General features: G+C 59.9%; 24 protein-coding genes. 23 read left to right on the top strand and 1 reads right to left on the bottom strand.

Annotation, left to right across the window (positions count from 1 at the left end; genetic code table 11):
* Nucleotides 1–297 precede the first annotated feature (297 nt).
* On the top strand, nucleotides 298–1,131 hold the full coding sequence (locus HBN61_RS21210; protein WP_170047837.1) for a hypothetical protein: 834 nt from the start codon (nucleotides 298–300) through the stop codon (nucleotides 1,129–1,131).
* Between the two features lie 72 nt (nucleotides 1,132–1,203).
* Here the strand turns inward: HBN61_RS21210 and HBN61_RS21205 are convergent, their stop codons facing one another.
* Nucleotides 1,204–1,935: a LexA family protein gene (locus tag HBN61_RS21205; RefSeq protein ID WP_170047836.1), complete on the bottom strand. Its 732-nt coding sequence runs from the start codon at nucleotides 1,933–1,935 to the stop codon at nucleotides 1,204–1,206.
* A 67-nt stretch (nucleotides 1,936–2,002) separates the two neighbouring features.
* On the opposite strand from HBN61_RS21205, the gene HBN61_RS21200 reads away from it, so the two are divergent.
* The 22 genes from HBN61_RS21200 to HBN61_RS22745 all read left to right on the top strand — a co-directional run.
* A complete protein-coding gene (locus tag HBN61_RS21200; protein ID WP_524539086.1) occupies nucleotides 2,003–2,275 on the top strand; it encodes a hypothetical protein in 273 nt (90 codons plus the stop codon).
* A 338-nt stretch (nucleotides 2,276–2,613) separates the two neighbouring features.
* Nucleotides 2,614–3,132, top strand: a complete 519-nt coding sequence (locus tag HBN61_RS22755) for a phage regulatory CII family protein (RefSeq protein ID WP_169836235.1) — start codon at nucleotides 2,614–2,616, stop codon at nucleotides 3,130–3,132.
* Entirely contained in the window at nucleotides 3,125–3,343 is a 219-nt protein-coding gene (locus tag HBN61_RS22750) for a TraR/DksA C4-type zinc finger protein (protein WP_170047835.1), read from the top strand. Before HBN61_RS22755 ends, HBN61_RS22750 begins: the two co-directional genes overlap by 8 nt.
* The gene (locus tag HBN61_RS21185; RefSeq protein WP_170047834.1) at nucleotides 3,333–5,549 is read left to right on the top strand and encodes a virulence-associated E family protein; all 2,217 of its coding nucleotides are present in this window, start codon (nucleotides 3,333–3,335) and stop codon (nucleotides 5,547–5,549) included. The genes HBN61_RS22750 and HBN61_RS21185 overlap by 11 nt, the downstream gene beginning before the upstream one ends.
* Nucleotides 5,542–5,901, top strand: a complete 360-nt coding sequence (locus HBN61_RS21180; protein ID WP_169836238.1) for a PA0613 family protein — start codon at nucleotides 5,542–5,544, stop codon at nucleotides 5,899–5,901. The genes HBN61_RS21185 and HBN61_RS21180 overlap by 8 nt, the downstream gene beginning before the upstream one ends.
* Before the next feature lie 522 nt (nucleotides 5,902–6,423).
* Nucleotides 6,424–6,762 (top strand): phage holin family protein, encoded by a 339-nt coding sequence (locus HBN61_RS21175; RefSeq protein ID WP_047275720.1) that lies wholly within the window; start codon nucleotides 6,424–6,426, stop codon nucleotides 6,760–6,762.
* Nucleotides 6,763–6,926: 164 nt separating this feature from the next.
* Nucleotides 6,927–7,535, top strand: a complete 609-nt coding sequence (locus tag HBN61_RS21170) for a terminase small subunit (protein WP_170047833.1) — start codon at nucleotides 6,927–6,929, stop codon at nucleotides 7,533–7,535.
* A gap of 3 nt (nucleotides 7,536–7,538) precedes the next feature.
* On the top strand, nucleotides 7,539–9,548 hold the full coding sequence (locus HBN61_RS21165; protein WP_170047832.1) for a phage terminase large subunit family protein: 2,010 nt from the start codon (nucleotides 7,539–7,541) through the stop codon (nucleotides 9,546–9,548).
* Nucleotides 9,549–9,550: 2 nt separating this feature from the next.
* A complete protein-coding gene (locus HBN61_RS21160) occupies nucleotides 9,551–9,757 on the top strand; it encodes a phage head-tail joining protein (RefSeq protein ID WP_170047831.1) in 207 nt (68 codons plus the stop codon).
* Complete coding sequence (locus HBN61_RS21155) at nucleotides 9,758–11,242, top strand: phage portal protein (RefSeq protein ID WP_170047830.1); 1,485 nt, start codon at nucleotides 9,758–9,760, stop codon at nucleotides 11,240–11,242.
* Nucleotides 11,239–12,348: a head maturation protease, ClpP-related gene (locus HBN61_RS21150; protein ID WP_170047829.1), complete on the top strand. Its 1,110-nt coding sequence runs from the start codon at nucleotides 11,239–11,241 to the stop codon at nucleotides 12,346–12,348. Before HBN61_RS21155 ends, HBN61_RS21150 begins: the two co-directional genes overlap by 4 nt.
* A complete protein-coding gene (locus HBN61_RS21145) occupies nucleotides 12,345–12,689 on the top strand; it encodes a head decoration protein (RefSeq protein ID WP_047275417.1) in 345 nt (114 codons plus the stop codon). The genes HBN61_RS21150 and HBN61_RS21145 overlap by 4 nt, the downstream gene beginning before the upstream one ends.
* Before the next feature lie 63 nt (nucleotides 12,690–12,752).
* Complete coding sequence (locus HBN61_RS21140; RefSeq protein WP_169840308.1) at nucleotides 12,753–13,748, top strand: major capsid protein; 996 nt, start codon at nucleotides 12,753–12,755, stop codon at nucleotides 13,746–13,748.
* A 2-nt stretch (nucleotides 13,749–13,750) separates the two neighbouring features.
* Nucleotides 13,751–14,071, top strand: a complete 321-nt coding sequence (locus HBN61_RS21135; RefSeq protein WP_170047809.1) for a head-tail joining protein — start codon at nucleotides 13,751–13,753, stop codon at nucleotides 14,069–14,071.
* Complete coding sequence (locus HBN61_RS21130; RefSeq protein ID WP_170047828.1) at nucleotides 14,068–14,733, top strand: hypothetical protein; 666 nt, start codon at nucleotides 14,068–14,070, stop codon at nucleotides 14,731–14,733. The genes HBN61_RS21135 and HBN61_RS21130 overlap by 4 nt, the downstream gene beginning before the upstream one ends.
* The gene (locus tag HBN61_RS21125) at nucleotides 14,726–15,235 is read left to right on the top strand and encodes a hypothetical protein (protein ID WP_170047827.1); all 510 of its coding nucleotides are present in this window, start codon (nucleotides 14,726–14,728) and stop codon (nucleotides 15,233–15,235) included. The genes HBN61_RS21130 and HBN61_RS21125 overlap by 8 nt, the downstream gene beginning before the upstream one ends.
* Entirely contained in the window at nucleotides 15,232–15,825 is a 594-nt protein-coding gene (locus tag HBN61_RS21120) for a phage baseplate assembly protein V (protein WP_170047826.1), read from the top strand. The genes HBN61_RS21125 and HBN61_RS21120 overlap by 4 nt, the downstream gene beginning before the upstream one ends.
* Before the next feature lie 42 nt (nucleotides 15,826–15,867).
* On the top strand, nucleotides 15,868–16,101 hold the full coding sequence (locus tag HBN61_RS21115) for a hypothetical protein (protein WP_186347940.1): 234 nt from the start codon (nucleotides 15,868–15,870) through the stop codon (nucleotides 16,099–16,101).
* Nucleotides 16,102–16,107: 6 nt separating this feature from the next.
* On the top strand, nucleotides 16,108–16,434 hold the full coding sequence (locus tag HBN61_RS21110) for a GPW/gp25 family protein (RefSeq protein WP_047275405.1): 327 nt from the start codon (nucleotides 16,108–16,110) through the stop codon (nucleotides 16,432–16,434).
* The gene (locus tag HBN61_RS21105) at nucleotides 16,431–17,318 is read left to right on the top strand and encodes a baseplate assembly protein (protein ID WP_170047825.1); all 888 of its coding nucleotides are present in this window, start codon (nucleotides 16,431–16,433) and stop codon (nucleotides 17,316–17,318) included. The genes HBN61_RS21110 and HBN61_RS21105 overlap by 4 nt, the downstream gene beginning before the upstream one ends.
* On the top strand, nucleotides 17,315–17,917 hold the full coding sequence (locus HBN61_RS21100) for a phage tail protein I (protein ID WP_047275744.1): 603 nt from the start codon (nucleotides 17,315–17,317) through the stop codon (nucleotides 17,915–17,917). The genes HBN61_RS21105 and HBN61_RS21100 overlap by 4 nt, the downstream gene beginning before the upstream one ends.
* A partial coding sequence (locus HBN61_RS22745) for a phage tail protein (RefSeq protein WP_262498821.1) occupies nucleotides 17,914–19,195 on the top strand: 1,282 nt, incomplete at its 3' end. The genes HBN61_RS21100 and HBN61_RS22745, both read left to right, overlap by 4 nt.

The following is a 19,195-nucleotide window of genomic DNA, read 5'->3' as shown; positions in this document are numbered from 1 at the left end:
GCGATATCAGCCACTTCTTGATGCATCGGTACAACTGGGTTCGACCCCACCAATTCAACGGTGGGTTGGCGCCAGCCCGGGCCGAAGAAAAACTTAACGTCGTGTCCGGGATTAGTTGACCACTACAAAGTCCTTGCGCTTACAGGCACGCGGGTTAAAGCAATCAAATCGAAGTCAAATATTCGTAATGTTAGAGATATTCTTCATGATATAGGTCACGAAGGAGCTTCGTTCCGTACCTCAAGTAGGGACTTATTGGGCTTCTAAGATTTATTATCTTGCTGAGGAATACATATCGTGAGTATGGATTGGAAGCAAGCAGTTAGTGCAAGTGCAACAACTGTTAGGATTAATGATATTTCAGATTACGTCAGAGCCAATACTGAGTTTGGTTCCCCGATTGATATGTTCTATGCAGACAGAAATCGTTTACTTTCTGCAATATCGCCTAACTATGCTCAGCTTAATCCTACTGTGCTTCCTTTGGTGTTAGTTGGTTTAATTTCGCTTACGGAAAATTATTTTCGTGAAATATTTGCAGGGATTATAGTTCAGTGCCCTAAAGCCAAGGAGAAAAGTGCATCGAAAGCTCTAAACCTTGCTACTGCTTGGTTTGGTTACGGCGAACTTGAAAAAGGCGCATTTGAAAATACTTCATTTTCAGATGCTGAGACTGTAAAGAAAAACATTCAGTCACTAATTGGACTGCAAATCACAGATAGCAGCCAAATCTTAACACCGCTTGAAGAGTTTGATAAGCTCTGTGAGTTAAGACATGCCATAGTCCATAGCGCTGGACTTCTTGCAGGGAAAAATGCAATAAAGCTACAGCTACCGAGATCTCAAAATTCGGTTAAGGTGACAGTCGGATTTTCTGAGTTGCAAGAAGCTGCGGAGATTTGTACTTCTTTGGTTTGTGCGGTTAATTTGGAGCTATATATTCATATCTCCAAGAGATGGCTAAACGAATGGCCTAGAACTGCTGCCTATCGAAATGAGGATTTTAATCGGCTTTTTAAAAATGTATGGAATTTATTTTACTCTAGTGTTGACTCTCAGAATGGCTCTATAAGCTCTAATTTGACTCAAATTAGAGCTAGAAACTTAATAACAAGGACTAATGCATCTTAAGTTTTAGCTCTTATGTCACTGTATGGAAGTGGCGTCTAGTGATTTTTTTGCCATTGGCTAATCAATCAGTTTTTACTCTGGTATAAACGACCCAACCACCTTCCCACAAATATGCGTCTCTTCCGTAATATCAATGATTGGATATTGCGGATTGATCGGGCGCAGATAAAACCGTGTCGCATCCTCTACAAGTACCTTGAAGGTCACTTCATTGGTACGCGGAACCCGAGCAACCACACGGTCCCCTGTATTGGCTTGCACCTCTGGATCAACAAAGATAATGCAGCCAGTCGGGTAGCTTCTACCTGGCCCTGGGTTTGTCATTGAGTCGCCCAAGACTCTCAGCGCATAACCACTTTGGCTAATAGGCACTGGGCAGGAAAGCCATTCGTCAGCGTCGTATGGCTCAAAGTTGCAGATGGTTTCGCACCAAGCTCCAGCCTGTACCCAAGAGATGAGTGGTACTTTTCCAAAGCGGTCGAGCATCCCGCTGACATTGCTATCGTCACCAACCCGCAGTTGATGAACATTGCTTTCGCCGATCGGCTCTTTAGGCAGAACACCGTATTCCAGCCATTCACGGCGTACTTTCAGCCAGTCGCACAGGGCGACCATGCTGTCGGCCTCGGCCATAGCCTCGCCGTTCAGCCACTTGCTGATAGCTTGAGTGGTTTTATGAACCCCCACGCTTTTCAGGCGCTTGTGGATGTCCACACCGCGTCCACGGGCGCGAACCCCGGCATCGTCGAGTGCTTCATGTAGACGCGCGCTGAACGCGGCTCGTAATTCATCTTTATCAACCATAGGTTGAGACTCTCACAGAGCTTGCACAAAAGTCAGTTGATGTTTAATATCAACTGCGAGTTGATAAATGGAGGTTGCCATGCTGAACCCCGCAGATTTTCCGAATGCTATTGCGTTCGCGTTTGAAGCTGTTGGTGGCATCGGTGCCGCAGCCAAGGTGTGTAAGCGTAGCTATCAGGCGCTGAACAAATGGCGCCAGGCAGCGTGTTTGCCTCGGACTGATTACACCGGTGAAACCCGCTATGCCGAGCTGTTAGCCGCAGCGGCAAGTAAAAACGGTCACACATTTGAAGCTGCATGGTTATTAGAGGCATCGTCGCCCCATAAAGCGGCAGCATAGATTAGAAAGAAAAAAGGCGACCCATAAGGCCGCCCAGTTCCTCCCGGCACACACCACCACAGTGCTGTCGGGTCGCGGTAAAGGTAGGCGGGCACACCACATGCTAAACCACCTCCCTTTAACCGCGCTTTCCAAGGCTCGGAAGCCTTGGGTTGCTGCCTTCTCCACCACAGATCTGGCAGCTGTTGCGCCAGAGGTGAGCGACGGATCGCTCACCTCTGCACGGTGCCGGTTTTGGTCTTGCGGACCGAGCCGGCTTTTGGGCCCTTACAAGCCACGCGGCAAATGTACCACCACAACACGCCGCGCGGCACTGGCAACATTCAAGGATTAATGCCATGAGCCGTATTGCTCTGAGTTGCACCCAGCGAGCGCGACGCGAAATCTTGCCGCTCGATTTGGCGCTGTACCACGCTGCACGCGACTACCCCGGCGGCGCTGCTGCCATTGCCGCCACCACCGGCCGTAACCCCACCACGCTGCAACATAAACTGTCCCCGACTCACCCAAGCCACACGGTGAACGTTCAAGAGTTCGCCGAGATCCTGGAGCTGACCAAAGACCGCCGCATCCTGGATGCGGTGCACGCATTGGTGGGCGACACGATCTGGCAGGAGTTGGCCGAGGCGTATACCGATGACATGCCCGAGACGCTGACCACCGGCCTTGCGGTGTATTTCCGTCAGGTTGCGGATCTGGCCGACACCTGGGCCAAGAGCATTGGCGACGGCGTGGTCAACGACAGCGAATTGGCCGAGATCCGCCTGCAAGTGTTTCGCGGTATCCAAGGGCTGCTGGGTTTGTTCAACCGTGCCTGCTACGTCAACTCGACCACGCGAGGTGGCGACCGTGGCTGACATCGCTGATTTTGCCAACGACCTAGTGCAGGAACGTATCGATCAAGCCCTGGCAGCGCGTAAGGCGTTGCCGGTGTTTGAGTCTTACGAGTTCTGCGTGGATTGCGATTCAACTATCCCTTTGGCCCGTCGCTTGGCCGTCACCAGTTGCACACGCTGTGCAGCCTGCCAACAACTGAATGAACAAGTAGGTACTCGTTATGCTCGATGACGTTCTCGGTCAATTCGCTGATCACGGCCTTGAGCCTGCGCAACCGCTGACTTTCGGCAAGCTCACCCGCTGCAAGACTACGCAGGACAAGGGCAAGGAGAAAAACGGCTGGTACGTGATCCATGAGCACCGCACCGAGAAAAACGAAATTCTGATTTTCGGCAGCTTCGGTGATTGGCGCACGGGCGACAGCAACAAGATCAAAGTAAAACCGGGTCGCATGAGTCAGGAGGAGCGCGACGTGATGCGTGCTCGTCAGGAAGACGCCAAGCGACGTGCCGCTGAGGTGGCCGCCAATGCCGCTCGCCGGGCTGCCAATCGTGCGGCGGGCTTGTTCAAACGGATGCCGGAAAAGGGCCGCAGCGCCTATCTGGAACGCAAGCAAATCATCGGCATACGTGTGCGTTATGCCCCGCGCACCGGGGCATTGCTGATCCCCATGACCACCGCACGCGACCAGATCGTCGGCCTGCAAGTGATCTACCCGGAAAAGCAGGCAGATACCGACCGCGACAAATCCTACTGGCCGCATGGCATGTCCAAAGAAGGCGCTTATCACCTGATTGGCCCGCATCCTGAACCCGGCGAGCCGGTGTTGGTGTGTGAGGGCTACGCCACCGGTGCAAGCCTGCACATGGCCACCTCGTTTGCGGTGGCCATTGCGTTTGATGCTGGCAACCTCAGCGCTGTGGCCAAGGCCATGCGCGAGCGTTTCCCCGGCCGCGCGTTGATCGTGTGCCGCGACGATGACTGGAAGACCAAACGCCCGAATGGCGAGCCATGGAACCCCGGTGAAGAGAAGGGCAGCAACGCAGCGTTGATCGTCGGTGGCCAAGTGGTCGGGCCGATCTTTTCAGGTGAGCGCGAGATCAAGTGGACGGACTTCAACGACCTGCACTGTGCCGAAGGGCTGGACGCAGTGCGTCGTCAGGTGATGGCGGTGGTCAAACCGCCGGCAGCGGGTGGCTGGAAAGACCAACTGGCACGCACTGAAAACGGCTCATTGATCGCGCACATGCAAAACGTCGAGCTGATCCTGGGGAACGATGAGCGCTGGGCCGGGGTGATCGCCTTCAGTGCATTCAGCTCCAAGATCGTCAAGTTGCGCACGCCACCTTATGGCGGTGGCACCGGCGATTGGGGCGACATTGACGACATCCGCGTCATGAAGTGGCTGGCCCAGCAATACAACCTGCGGGTGAAGGCATCGAGCGTGATCGAGGCCGTCAGCGTGGTGGCCCATGACCACTCGTTTCACCCGGTGCGCAACTACCTCAATAAACTGGAATGGGACCGCGTGCCGCGCCTCGACACGTGGCTGAACACCGTTATGGGCGTGGCCCAAAGTGGTTACAGCGCCAAGGTCGGCAAGCGCTGGATGATCTCGGCCGTGGCGCGGGTGATGCGCCCCGGCTGTAAAGCGGACTCGGTGATGATCCTTGAAGGCGGGCAGGGCGAAGGTAAGTCGACGGCCATGAGTATCCTCGGCGGTGACTGGTTTATGGACACGCCGTTTGCCTTGGGCGACAAGGACGGTTTTCAGGCGATCCGGGGCAAGTGGATCATTGAGCTGGGCGAGCTGGACAGCTTCAACAAGGCTGAAAGCACCAAGGCCAAACAGTTTTTCTCCGCGTCCACCGACACCTACCGCGAGAGCTACGGCCGCAGAACCAATGACGTGCCGCGCCAGTGTGTGTTCGTGGGCACCACCAACCAGGACGAATACCTCAAAGACGCCACGGGCAACCGCCGTTACTGGCCGGTCGCGTGTACCAAGGTCGACCTGGAGCAACTGCGCGAGATCCGCGACCAGCTGTGGGCCGAGGCGATGTTTTGTTACGAAGCAGGCGAGATCTGGTGGGTCAACCGCGACGAAACCGCGATGTTCTCCGAAGCCCAAGATGAGCGCTTTGTGGTGGATGAATGGGAAGGCCCGATCCTCAACTGGCTGGAAGAATCACAGATCGGTGAAACCACCAGCGGCAGCGAAGTTTTGGCCAGCGCGCTCAAGCTCGACTTCGGTCACTGGGGCAAGCCTGAGCAAATGCGCGTCGGCGCGATCATGCACCGGCTTGGATGGCGTCGTGTGCGCCTGCCAGCCTTGGCTAAAAGCGGGCAGCGTCCTTGGGCTTACAAGAAGCCCCTGGGTTGGGGTGGCGCCTCGGCCTTGCAGGTAGAGAAAGTCGAGGAGCCTTGCTTTGATTAAGCGCATCGACACCCTACTCAAGCTGTGGGCGGAAGACCTGCACAGCGAATCACCCGAGGGCACGGGCAGCGGTAACATGATTGCCATGCTGATGGAAACCAAGGGCGAGCTGATACGCGGTACGCGTGGCAGTCGGGTGTTGCTCGACGAGTCGGCGGACATCGAACTGATCGTCAACAAACACCTGCCGCCGCAGTTGTCGGTGTTGGTTCGCGAGCACTACTGCAACCACGACAGCTTCTTGTCGCAGAAGATGCTGTATTGCGGATGCAGTGCGCCGACCTATTACCGCCGTCTTCACGAAGCACACCAGTGCATCGCTAACTTGTTGCTCGGGAAGCAGGCTGCGTGATCCTGCTCACTACCTTTGCCTATCACACCTCAATGGCCCGCCTTGTCCCGCTGCTTTGTGTCGCAGTGGGTCAGGCGCAGACCGCGTCGTTGACGGGCTGTCCCACCGTCCCGCTTAAAAGTGCCTCCCGCACATGTGAGCGCAGCGGGCAGACATACGCGCGTGTCACGCGCACGCGTGTTTTTATAAACCTCTCTTTACACGAGAAAAAAGTAAAAGAAGTAGGACAGTGGGTCACAGCCTTTGATTTAGGCGTTCTCCCTTGTCCCACCTTTAACCTGAACAGTGGGGCAGGGCAGGCAGACCCCAAAAGCGCTAGCCGGGGTGATGTATTCGCCGACATTCATCGGGCGTTCACCCGCGTAGCCCACTTATTCACCGGTGGCATTAAAAGCGGCTTGCTGCCATGAGAATCCACCTGTAAAAAGTAGCCATCTTCGATAGGTGCGACCGCAGAGAGCGGCAGGCATCCACCACTAAACCCGGCCCTTGCGCCGGGTTTTTGCGTTTATGGGGCAGGCGATGACAACAGAGCAACAAGCGTTAGCTGATATGCCGATCTGGTTACTGATCGTCCTGTCCATGATCGGTGGCGTGTCCGGCGAGATGTGGCGGGCCGATAAGGACGGGGCGCGAGGCTGGTCGCTGGTGCGGCGCTTGGTCTTGCGCTCCGGTGCCTGCGTCGTGTGCGGGTTGTCGACGATGATGCTGTTGCACGTCAACGGCGTTTCACTCTGGGCGTCTTCGGCACTGGGCTGCCTCACGGCCATGGCCGGCGCGGATGTCGCCATCGGGCTTTATGAGCGTTGGGTTGCCAAGCGGCTGGGTGTTTGCGACGTGCCGCCATCGGATCGCTCGTAACAATTCCCGGATGTTCAAAACCTGCCGGGGACCCTGGGGAATATCCACGGGTACGGGGCAGGAAACCCGCGGGAAATCGTTAGCCGCTGGGCTGGCAGCTTATTGAAATTCAATCCATTGAAATTGAAAGGCTTGCATTGAAAAGCCGTTGAAAAGGAGGGCTTGTGACAGACCCCATCTTTCTGTCGAAGAGCGCCTTTGCGGCTCACATCGGCAAGGCGCCGAGTTACATCACCTGGCTTCGAAAGAACAACCGGCTGGTGCTGTCGGCGGACGAAAAGCTGGTTAATGTCGATGCCACCGTCGCGCTGATTCGCGAGACGGCCGACCCCAGCAAAGCCGCCGTCACGGCCCGGCATCAAGCGGATCGGGTGCAGCGCGACGTGACCAGCCAGTTGTCCCCGCTGGTCGAATCCACGCCGAGCATGGCTGCGCCGCAGCCCGCCAGCGGCCCGGCCGGTAAACAACCCGACTTCCAAAAGGCCCGAGCCCACCGCGAGTACTACCTGGCGCAGTTGGCCGAGGCGGAATTCCACAAGGTGCAGGGCTCGCAGGTCGAGCTGGAAGCCGTGAAAACCGGCGCCTTCAACGCGGGCCGTTTGCTGCGCGATCAACTGCTGGGCATGCCACCGCAACTGGCGCCCGAGCTGGCCGCCATGACCGATCCGTGGGAAATCGAACGCCGCCTCACCGCTGCGATCCGCGCTTCGCTGGAAGACGCCGAGCGCATGTCCTCGGCTGACCTGGTTCACGCCCTCAACCACAAGAGTTAACCCATGCACACGGAAATCCCGAACGGTGCAGAGGTGTACCGTGAGGCGTATTTCCGTGGGCTACGGCCTGACCCGTCGCTGTGGGTCGACCAGTGGGCCGACGAATACATGCGCATCCCGCGTGACACCGGCGCTGCCGAGCCCGGCCAGTACCGCACCTCGCGCACGCCGTATGCGCGAGAGCCCATGCGCTGCCTGTCACCGGCTCACCCCTGCAAACGCGTGGTCACCATGGTGGCCTCGCAGTTAATGAAAACTCAGATCGCGCTGAACTGGATCGGCGGCCTGATCCACATGGTGCCGTCCAACATCCTGACCCTGCTGCCCAGCCTGAGCCTGGCCAAGCGGGTGTCGTCACGGATCGGCAAGACCATCAAGGCCACGCCGGTGCTGCGCGAACGCGTGGCGGCGACCCGTTCGCGTGACTCGCGCAACACCATGGACACCAAGGAGTTCGAAGGCGGCTCGCTGTACGTCACCACCGCCGGTTCTGCGGCCAACCTGGCCGAGCTGTCGGCGCGCTACATCTACGGCGATGAGATCGACCGCTGGGATGTCGACGTGGGCGAAGAGGGTGACCCCATCGAACTGGCCGAAACCCGGGGCAGTACCTTCGGCCGAAACGCCAAGTTCTACTTCTCCAGCTCGCCCACGATCAAGGGTGCATCGCGTATTGCTGACCTGTTTGAAACCAGCGACCAGCGTTACTACTACGTGCCGTGCCCGCACTGCGGCCACATGCAGGTGCTGGAGTGGGAAAACCTGCACTACTCGGCCGATTACCGCGTGGTCCATTACCAATGCGCCGGGCCGGACTGCGACGTACTGATCGAAGAACACCACAAGGGCCAGATGCTGGCCCATGGCGAATGGCGCTCTCACGCGCAGGGCGACGGCGAAACCATCGGCTTTCACCTCAACGCCCTGTATTCACCGCTCGGCTGGATGGACTGGCCGTCGCTGGCCAAGCAGTTTGAAAAGGCCAAGAAGGCGCAGAACCGGGGTGACCTGGAGCCCATGCAAGTGTTCTACAACACCCGTCTGGCCAAGGTCTGGGACAGCGCCCAGGAACAAACCAAAGCCACGGTATTGAGAGACCGCGCACGCCTTGAACCGTACGGCCTTGGCGCCATGGTGCACCGCGTGCTGATGCTCACTGCCTCGGTCGACGTGCAGGCCAACCGCCTGGAACTGATGGTGATGGGCTGGGGCGTGGGTATGGAGCGCTGGGTCGTCGACTTCCAGATTATCTGGGGCGACCCGGCGGATGAGCGCACCTGGGCCGTGCTCGATGAAAAACTCATGGCGCGTTACCCGCACCCATGCGGCGTTGGCCTCGGCATTCTGGCCACCGCCGTCGACTCCGGCGGCCACCACACCGACGAGGTCTACCAGTTTTGCCGCGTGCGCCGGTGGCGCAACATCTTCGCCATCAAGGGCGCGAGCAAGCCAGGCAAGCCTGTGATCGCGCAACGCCCGTCGATGGTCGACGTGACCTGGAAAGGCCAGACCGAACGCAACGGCGCCGAGTTGTGGTTTGTCGGTACCGACACCGCCAAGGACTGGATCTACAACCGCTACCCGTTTGAAGACGGGCCGGGCGCCTTGCACTTTGCCAATGACTTGCCGGACGAGTTCTTCGACCAGTGCGTGGCCGAGCGCAAGGTGGCGCGGTACGTGCGCGGCCACAAGCGCATTGAGTGGGTGAAGGGCAAAGCCGAGCGCAACGAAGCCCTCGACCTGATGGTGTACAACCTGGCGATGGCCCATTACCTGGGCCTGAACCGCTACAAGGAACACGACTGGGAACGCATCCGCCAAGCCTTGGCACAGGCCGGTTTGTTCGATGAAAAACCGGTACAGGCCGAGCGCCTCACCGCCCCGGTCGTACTACCTGTGCAACAACCCGCTGAACCTGTTGCCCCCGTAACTCCCCCGGCCGCCCAATCGCAGCCGATCGCACGACCCCCACAACGTCGCAGCTCCAGCAGCGGCTACCTCAAGAGACGCTGACTATGTCCTTTACCCAAAAGCACCTCGACGCCGTTGAGTCGGCCATCGCGCGTGGTGAGAAAACCGTGCGCTACGCCGACCGCACCGTGGAATATCGCACGGTCGATGAGCTGCTCAAGGCGCGCGATCAAATCCGCAGTTCGCTGGTCACCGCCACGGGGCCGCGCTCGCGGGTGATCCGGCTGTATCACGCAGGCAAGGGGCTTTAAATGGCGCGCCAGTATCCAACCCTGACCCGCAACGGGTTTCTGTTGCCCGAGCGGATCAAAGCCAGTTACGAAGGGGCCGGTGAGGGCAGGCGCTCGGCCAGTTGGGAGGCGCCGGACATCGGCATCAACAGCCTCAACACCCCGGCCTTGCGCAACCTGCGCGCCCGTTCGCGCTCGGCGGTGCGCAACGATCCGTATGCGTTCAACGTCATCGACAAGCGCGTCAGCAACCTGATCGGTACCGGTATCACCCCGCGTCCCAAAACCGAAGACGATGCCCTGCGCAAGTTGCAGCAAGACCTGTGGGATGACTGGGTCGACGAGTCAGACGCCGATGGCCTGACCGACTTCTACGGCCAGCAGGCGTTGATCGCCCGCACCGTGGAAACGGCCGGTGAATGCTTTGTGCGCTTGCGGCCTCGCGGTCTGGACGAGGATCTGGCCGTGCCATTGCAGCTCCAGGTACTGGCCCCGGAGTTTGTGCCGCACGACAAATTCGAACCGTGCAAAAACGGCAACAGCATCCGCGCCGGGATCGAGTTCAACCCGGCGCACAAGCGTGTGGCCTATCACATGTACCGCGTTCACCCGCGTGACGCCTCTTCGCTCAACGCCGGTTACAACCAACTGGTGCGCGTCCCGGCCGAACAAGTGCTGCACATCTTTGAACCGGTAGAGCCGGGCCAGTTGCGCGGTGTGCCGCGTTTGGCCCCAGTGCTTAAACGCCTGCGCAGCCTCGACAACTACGACGACGCGGTTTTGTTCCGTCAGGAAGTGGCCAACCTATTTGCCGGTTTTATCTCGCGGCCACCGCCCGAAGCCACGCAACAGCCGCGCGACCCTGTCACCGGCTTGCCACTGACCGAAGACCGCGATGGCTTCACCCCGATGGTCGCGCTGGAGCCCGGCACCATGCAGGAACTGGGGCCGGGCGAAGAGGTGGAGTTCTCCAAGCCGCCGGATGCGGGCAACAACTACCCGGACTTTATGCGCCAACAACTGATGGCCGCAGCCGCCGGGACCGGCACGCCGTACGAAATTCTTACCGGCGACATGCGCGAGGTTAATGACCGGGCGTTACGGGTGGTGCTCAACGAGTTCCGACGCCGTCTGGAGCAACTGCAATTTGGCGTGTACGTGCACCAACTGTGCCGCCCGGTGCGCGCGGCGTGGCTGGACATGGCCGTGCTCGCCGGTCGCCTGACACTGGTCGACTACGCACAACGGCGCCGTGAATACCTGCGCACCCGTTGGGTGCCGCAAGGCTGGGCCTACATCCAGCCGGTGCAGGACATTCAGGCGCGAATGATGGAAGTCAACGCGGGCTTCAACTCCCGCAGCGAAATGGTCCTGCGTCAGGGCTACGACGCCGAAACCGTCGACGAAGAAAACGCCGCTGACCAAAAACGCGCCCGCGAGCTGGGCCTCAATTACAAAACGCTCGTCGAGCTGCCCACCGAACCGGCCGACAAGGAGACGCCATGAACAGGCTACGCATTTTCAACAAGGCGGCAGACCCCGCGCCGCCGCAAAACAAACACTGGTACAGCCTCAAGGCCAGCGGTGAGGCCGAAGCCCGCAGCATCGAGGTCTACGTCTATGGCGAGATCGGCACCTGGGGCATCACTGCCAACCAGTTTGTGCGCGATCTGGCAGCGATGGACGACGGCGTGTCGCCGATTGTGGTGGCATTCAACAGCATCGGCGGCGACCTGTTCGACGGGCTGGCCATTCACAACGCGCTGTCGCGGTTAGGCGAGCGCTGCACCGGGCGGGTTGATGCGCTGGCAGCCAGCGCGGCCAGTGTCGCGGTGTGCGGCGCGCATAAGGTGGTGATCGCAAGCAACGCGATGCTGATGATCCACAACCCGTGGACCTACGCGGCCGGCGATGCCGAGGATCTGCGCAAAGTGGCCACGGCGCTGGATCAGGCGCTGGAAGTGATCATCGCCGCCTACAAGGCCAAGTCGCCCAACATCGACGAAGTGGAGCTGCGGCGTTTGGTCAATGCCGAAACCTGGCTCACCGCAAGTGAAGCGGTGGCCTTGGGGCTGGCCGATGAAGTGGGCGAGGGCGTCACCGTCAAAGCTTGTCTGGGGCAGGGCGGCGCATTGCAGCGTTATCAGCATGCGCCGCAAGCCTTGCTGGCTCAGTTGGAGGAACCGCCAGAACCGGAGCCTGAACCAGAACCCGAAAAACCGCCCATCGTTGACTCGGCCGCATTGGCCTTGTTGATCACCCAGAGCTGCAACGCCGCCGGGATCAGCAACCTGATCGAACCCATCATCAACACCACCAAGCTGGTCGACGAAGCCACGGTTAACGCCGCAATCACCAACGCTAAGGCCGTGCGCGACTTGTGCGTGGCGGCGCGGCTGCCGGAGTTCACCCCGCAGTTCGTGGCGTCCGGGCTGACCGCCGAAGCAGTGCGCGGTCGCCTGTTCGACAAGCTGGTCAGTGGCGGCGGGTTTGAGATCGACAACAGCCTGCCGATCAACGACGACCCGGCGCCCAAAACCCAGGTCAAACAACCTGACACCAACGCGATCTACGCGGCCCGTCGCGCCGCCCAGACAGGGGTAAAAGCATGACCATCAAACATGAGCCGATGCACGCGGGCGAGTTCCTGCTCTCCGAAGGTGCGGGCAACATCTCGCGCGAAGCCATCAACGTGGCCGCTGGCCCGGCCCTGAACCCCGGCCAGGTACTGGGGCTGGTGACCGCATCGGGTGAATTCGCGCCGTACGTGCCGACTGCCGAAGACGGCAGTCAGACAGCCGTTGCCATCCTGTACGGCCCGCTGGGCGAGTCAGACATCGTGCGTCGTGGCCGTGCGGTGGTGCGCCTAGCCGAAGTCAGCGAAGCGCACCTCACCGGCCTTGACCCCGAGGGCGAAAAGTCGCTGGCTGAACACTTTGTGATCGTGCGCTAAGCCGACCATCTCTTTACTGCACCCCGCCATCGAGCGGGGTTTTTACATTCTGGAGAGTCCCCCATGGCCGACATCGCCATCTTTGAAGACGATGCGTTTTCTGTTTCGTCGCTGACCGCTGCCATCAACGAACAACCGTACCAGCCCGGCCGCCTGAGCAGCCTTGGTCTATTTCAGGAAGAGGGCATCACTACCCTGACCGTACAGATCGAAAAGGACGGCGATACCCTGGCCCTGGTGCCGGCCGGTGAACGCGGCACCTCGGGCCTGATCGTCGGTGCCAGCAAACGCACGCTGATCCCGTTCAACACCGTTCACCTGCCGGAACGCTTCACCATCAAGGCCGACGAGATTCAGGGCATCCGCGCCTTCGGTACCCGCAGCGAATTGCAGGCCGTGCAGGACGTGGTCAATGCGCGCTTGCTCAAGGCGCGTCGCCAGTTGGACGTCACACACGAGTTCCAGCGCGCCGGTGCCTTGAATGGCCAGATCCTCGATGCGGACGGCAAAACCGTGCTGATTGATCTGTACAAAAGATTTGGTGTTGACCGACAACGTATGTCGATGGGCATGACCAAGGCTGGCACCGACTTTCGCGTCAACTGCGGTATAGCCCTGGATCTGCAGGAGGATGCGCTTGGCAGTGTTACCAGCACCGGTGCACGGGCGTTCTGCGGCAAAAACTTTTGGAACACATTGATGGGCCTTCAGGAAATCAAGGCTACCTATCTCAGCTCGGCACAAGCGGCTGCTCTGCGCGGCGATGCCCGCGAGAGTTTCGAGTATGGCGGCATTGTTTGGGAACGCTATCGCGGCAAGATCGGAAGCGTTGCATTCGTCCACGACGACAAAGCCCTGCTCGTTCCCGAAGGCGTGCCCGACCTGTACATCTCCGCTTTCGCCCCGGCCGATTACATGGAAACGGTCAACACCCAAGGCATCCCGTACTACAGCAAGATCGAGCCGATGCCCTTCAACAAAGGCATGGCCGGCGAAGCGCAGTCCAACCCGCTGCATATCTGCACCCGACCGCGTGCGCAGATCCTGCTGGAGCTGTAAGCGTGGGCATCCGCGATCTGGTGGCCGACATCGACAGCGTGATCTTCGACGTGCTGGCCGACACCGGCCACATCGAAGGCCGCGCCGAGCCGGTGCTGGGCATGTTCTCGGCACCGTGGAAACAGCCGCAGATCGGTCGCCTAAACACGGCCATTCGGGAACCGCACTTTGTGGTGCGGGTGGCGGACTCCGACGGGCTGAGCAAAGGGTTGAAAGTCACCATCGACCTGCCTGCGCTGGACGGTGGCGGCGATTACGACCTGTTGCAACTGGAGCCCAGCGGCGACGGGCTGGTGTCGCTGATCTTGAGGAAACGCCCATGAGCATCGGCAGTTTCAGCGAAGTCAAAAAGAACAGCGGCATGCTCCACATCCAGGCCTCGGCTGAGCATCTGAAAGCGTTTGCGGACTTGGCCATCCTCGTGCCCAAGGCGGCTGCCAAAGCCCAGCGCCGGGCCATCAACAAAACCCTCGGCTGGTTGCGCACCCACATCGCGCGGGCCGTGGGCAAGCAAGAGCGGATCGCGGTCAAGGCGGTGCGGCAGCGGCTGCGCAGTTACCCTGTCGCGGGTGGCGCAATGCGCGGCAAACTCTGGTTCGGCATCAACCCGCTGGAAGCCAGCCGGGCAGGGCGCGCCCGTCAGACCAAGGCGGGCGTGTCGGTGGCGGGGCGGCGTTATCAGGGGGCTTTCTATAAGAAGGTGTATGGCAATCAGGCTGACGTGTGGATTCGTACCGCGAGCAAGCACTTCAACCCGGCTGATTATCCCGATAGCCAAGTCACCTCACAGACGGGGGCCAGCTCCGGGTTTGTCGGTGAAAACAGTGACCGCTTCCCGCTGGCTAAAGCCAAAATCTCACTGGACGCCGTGCGCCCTCACTTCGACGCCTGGAGCCGCAAGGCCGACGAGCGCTTGATGCACGTCCTCAAACAAGAGATGAACTTCGAACTGCAAAAATACTTAAAGGGGACGCGCCGTGCCTGAGCCGCCGTTTAGCCTCGACCTGCTGTATCAGGCCATCGAGCAGCACCTCCAGCAGCACTTGCCGGGCGTGCAAGTGGTCAGCTTCTGGCCGGACATCCAGCAACACATCCCGCTCCCGGCGGTGTTTCTCGACATCGCCGAGATCGAGCCCGGTACCGATATCGGCACCGGTGAAACCACCCTGACCCTCACTTTTGAAGCGCGGGTGATTGTCGACGTGATCCGCGCCGATCACTACTCGCAAGCCGTGCACCTGGCCACCCAACTGGCGGTGCTGCTGCGTGCTCAGTCGTGGGGTTTGGCAGTTGAACCGGCCGAGTTTCAGCGGTCGAGTCAGGACTGGACCCGGCTGGAACTGGACGGCTACACCGTATGGCTGGTGGAGTGGACGCAGACCGTTTACCTCGGTGAAGAAGAATGGCCATGGCCTGATGAACCGCCGGGCACGTTGCTGATCAGCGTCAACGACGAAGACCACGTCGCCCCCGAGGACCTGCCATGAGCTACGCCACTGCTGAACACGACCGCATGATCGCGGCTCTGTTGATGCCTTGCTACGTGGTGGCGGTGGACTTGGCAGCATCCCCTCCAGCCTGCCGAGTCTCCACGGGCGACTGGACCAGTGCATGGGTGCGCTGGCACAGCGTGGCAGCGGGCAAGGCCCGGCACTGGCGCGCACCGAGCATTGGCGAGCAGGGCGTGTTGTTCAGCCCTAGCGGAAAACCCGAAATGGGCACCTTTGTGCCGGGCCTTTACGGCGACGCAGGCGCCCCCCCGGACAACCGCGACCACGTCGAAGTGTGGCGGTTTGATGATGGCGGCTCGTTGGTTTACGACTGGCAGGCCAAGCGCTACACCATCACCTTGCCCAGCGGCACCGTGACCATTGCGGTCGGTAGCAGTTCGGCGGTGGTCACGGACAGCGCCATTACTGGCAAGGCCGAAGCGATCAACCTGACCGGGAAAATCACCCTGAACGGCGACGTGGTGATCAAAGGATCGATCTTGACCCACAACGGGCTAAATGTCGGATCGACGCACACCCATAAAGGCGTAACACCCGGTGCGGGAATAACGGGCACACCGTCTTAACCAACCTCGCTACGGCGAGGTTTTTATTACCTGGAGAACACCATGAGCAAAACACCTGACGACAAAGTCACTGATCCCGTGGCCCCTGTCCTTTCAAAAACCACCCCGGTCGCGGACCCCGTCCGCACTTTCCGCGACAAGGTCTACACCTCCCGCACCCTGATCCTGCCCGGCGGCGCCACGCTTGCGGTCGCCAAAGGCCGTGCCACAGCGGTCGACGATCAGCAGTTTCAGTACCTCAACAGCCACCCGGATTTTGAACGCCTGACGGAGTAACCCGCGATGATCGGAATGGATCGCCACACCGGCGCGGCCCTTTCCGGCGTCGAGCATTTGCGCCAATCCATTGCCGACATCCTCACCACCCCGGTGGGCAGTCGGCGCATGCGCCCAGCCTATGGCTGCCAGTTGCGCCGGTTCGTCGACATGCCGATCAACGCGGGCTGGAAAAGCGCGGTACAGGCCGAGGTCGCCCACGCGTTGAACCTGTGGGAGCCGCGTTTCAAGTTGCAGTCGGTGCGGGTGTCGGCGGTGCTCGATGGCGTGATCACTTTTGAACTCAAGGGCCTGTACCGGGGCGAGGGCGTAGCAATGGAGGTGAGCGCATGAGTACCGTGGACCTGTCGGCATTGCCGACCCCGGAGGTGCTGGAGTCGCTGGACTTTGAGGACGCCTATCAGGAAGAACTGGCGGTGTTTCGCAGCTATATGGGCGACAACTGGAACGCGGCATTGGAGAGCGATCCGGTGGTCAAGCTGCTGGAGCTGGGCGCATATCGGCGGTTGCAGATCCGCGCACGGATCAACGATGCGTCCAAGTCACTGCTGTTGGCCTACGCCCAGCGCACCGACCTCGATCACCTCGCCGCCAACGTGCGGCTTAAACGGTTGGTGATTCAGGAAGCCGATCTGCAAAGCGTGCCGCCGGTGCCGCAGGTGATGGAACTGGACGACGCATTACGCGAGCGTATCCAACTGGTGTACGAGGGCCTGACCACGGCCGGGCCGCGCAACAGCTACATCCTGCACGCGCGCAACGCCTCGGCGCTGGTGGCTGACGCGCAGGCCGAAAGCCCGAGCCCGGCCCACGTGGTTGTCACCGTGCTGCATCTGGAGGGCAACGGCGTGGCCGACCAGCCGCTGCTGGACAAGGTGCTGGCCCACCTCAGCGACGAAGACATTCGCCCGGTCGGGGATCGGGTCACGGTGCAAAGCGCCGAGGTGCAGGAATACCGCATTGACGCGGTGTTGCACATGGCCGGAACCGGCTCGGAGAACGAAGCGATTCTGGCCGAAGCCACCCGGCGCCTCGCGGCCTGGATCAACCCGCGTCGGCGCCTTGGCGTGGAAATCTCCCGCTCGGCCATTGATGCGCAACTGCACATCACCGGCGTCAGTCGCGTGGACTTACCCGGCTGGGTCGACATCCCCCGGGCCAAGCACCAAGCCGCGTACTGCATCGGGTACAGCGTGACCCAAGGCGGTGCCGGATGAGCCTGCTGCCGCTCAACAGCACACAGTTAGAGCGGGCCATCGAAGCGGCGATTGATCACAACCCGGTGGTTCCGATCCGCACCCTGTACAACGCGAAAACCTGTCCGGCGCACTTGCTGCACCAGTTGGCGTGGGCGTGGTCGGTGGACCGCTGGGACAACCGCTGGAGCGAGCAGGTCAAGCGCGCCGCCATTGAATCAGCGTTTTTCATCCATGCCTACAAGGGCACCATCGGCTCCCTGCGTCGTGTGGTTGAGCCGCTGGGCTATTTGCTGGAAGTGATCGAGTGGTGGCAGACCTTGCCGCTCGGCGTGCCCGGGACGTTCGTACTCAAGGTCGGGGTGCTGGAAACCGGCATTACCGAGGAAATGTACCAAGAGCTGACAGCGCTGATCGACGATGCCCGGCCTGTCAGCCGACACATGAGCGGCTTGGCCATTAGCTTGGAAACCAGCGGCACGGTCTTTATCGGCGCAAGTGTGTATGAGGGCGACGAACTCAGCGTGTACCCGCCGACCCAGCGCGACATTGACGTCAGTGGTTACTTGCCGTTTGGCGGCCGCGAACACCATATAGATACGATGGACATTTATTCATGACCGACCAAAACAGCCAGTTTTTTGCCATCCTCACTGCCGTTGGCGAGGCAAAACAAGCCAATGCCGCAGCCTTGGGCGTGCCGTGGACCTTCGCCCAAATGGGTGTAGGAGATGCCAAGGGCACTGATCCGATGCCCGACAGGCTACAAACCAAGCTCATTAATGAGCGGCGCCGTGCGCCCCTGAATCAGGTCAAGGTCGATCCCAAAAATGCCAGCGTCATCATTGCCGAACAGATTATTCCGGAAAACGTAGGCGGCTGGTGGGTTCGGGAAATCGGCCTGTATGACGCAGCAGGCGACTTGGTGGCCATTGCCAACTGTGCCCCCACCTTCAAGCCGTTGCTGACTCAAGGATCGGGGCGCACGCAAATCATTCGGCTTAATTTGATCGTCAGCAGCACGTCAAACATCGAGCTGAAGATTGACCCCTCGGTGGTTCTGGCGACTCGCGAGTACGTGGACAACTGGTTCACCAACGTACTGCCCCCCACCCGTAAGGCGGGCACTTATACCAAGGTAGAGATCGACGTTCGCGGGATCGTGGTTGCAGGTAGCAATCCAACCACCTTGAAAGATTACGGTATCACCGATGCCTTGCCCCTTTCGGGCGGAACACTGACGGGCGCGATCAACCTGACCGATGCCAAAAGCCTCTACATTCGCACGGTGGAGGGTGCGTCATGGGCTGCAGGTGTCATCGCCGGGCAGTTTGGGGGAGAGAAGGCCGGGGTAGGCTTTCTCGGAAGTTACGACCGTGTAACGCGGGCGTTCATGGCGTTGGGTCCAACGCCTTGGGTCAATGGAAATGGTGTGCGGGTTTCCGCTGATGGCGTGGAAATCGCCGGACCCATCACAGGTGTTGGATCGGGCCTGACCGGCATCATGTTTTCATCGCTGACAGGTACGCCCAATTCACTGGCAGGCTATGGCGTTGCATTTGCCAGCCAGAGCGAGGCTGAAACGGGGGCTGACACCAACAAGCCGATGAGCGCGTTGCGGGTCTTTCAGGCCATTGCAAAAAAGGTGGTGCAAGCCACCGAAAGTGCGCTGGGTACGGCGGGTCTGGCGACTCAGGTGCAGGTGAATGCTGGCACTGACAACACCACCATCGTCACCCCAAAAAAGCTGCGCTGGGGGTTTCAGATGGTCATTGGACGAACTGGCTACATCATCTTTCCGAGTTGGCTAAACGGCTGGATCGTCCAGTGGAGTGCGGCTGTATCGCTTACCGGCTCCACCATCAACACCACCCGTTTTCCCATTCCGTTTCCCAATG

The organism is Pseudomonas sp. WS 5071 (assembly GCF_012985765.1).
Classification (GTDB): domain Bacteria; phylum Pseudomonadota; class Gammaproteobacteria; order Pseudomonadales; family Pseudomonadaceae; genus Aquipseudomonas; species Aquipseudomonas lundensis_A.
Note: the sequence above shows the minus strand (reverse complement) of the source record. Positions and strands in the feature narration are given on the sequence as shown.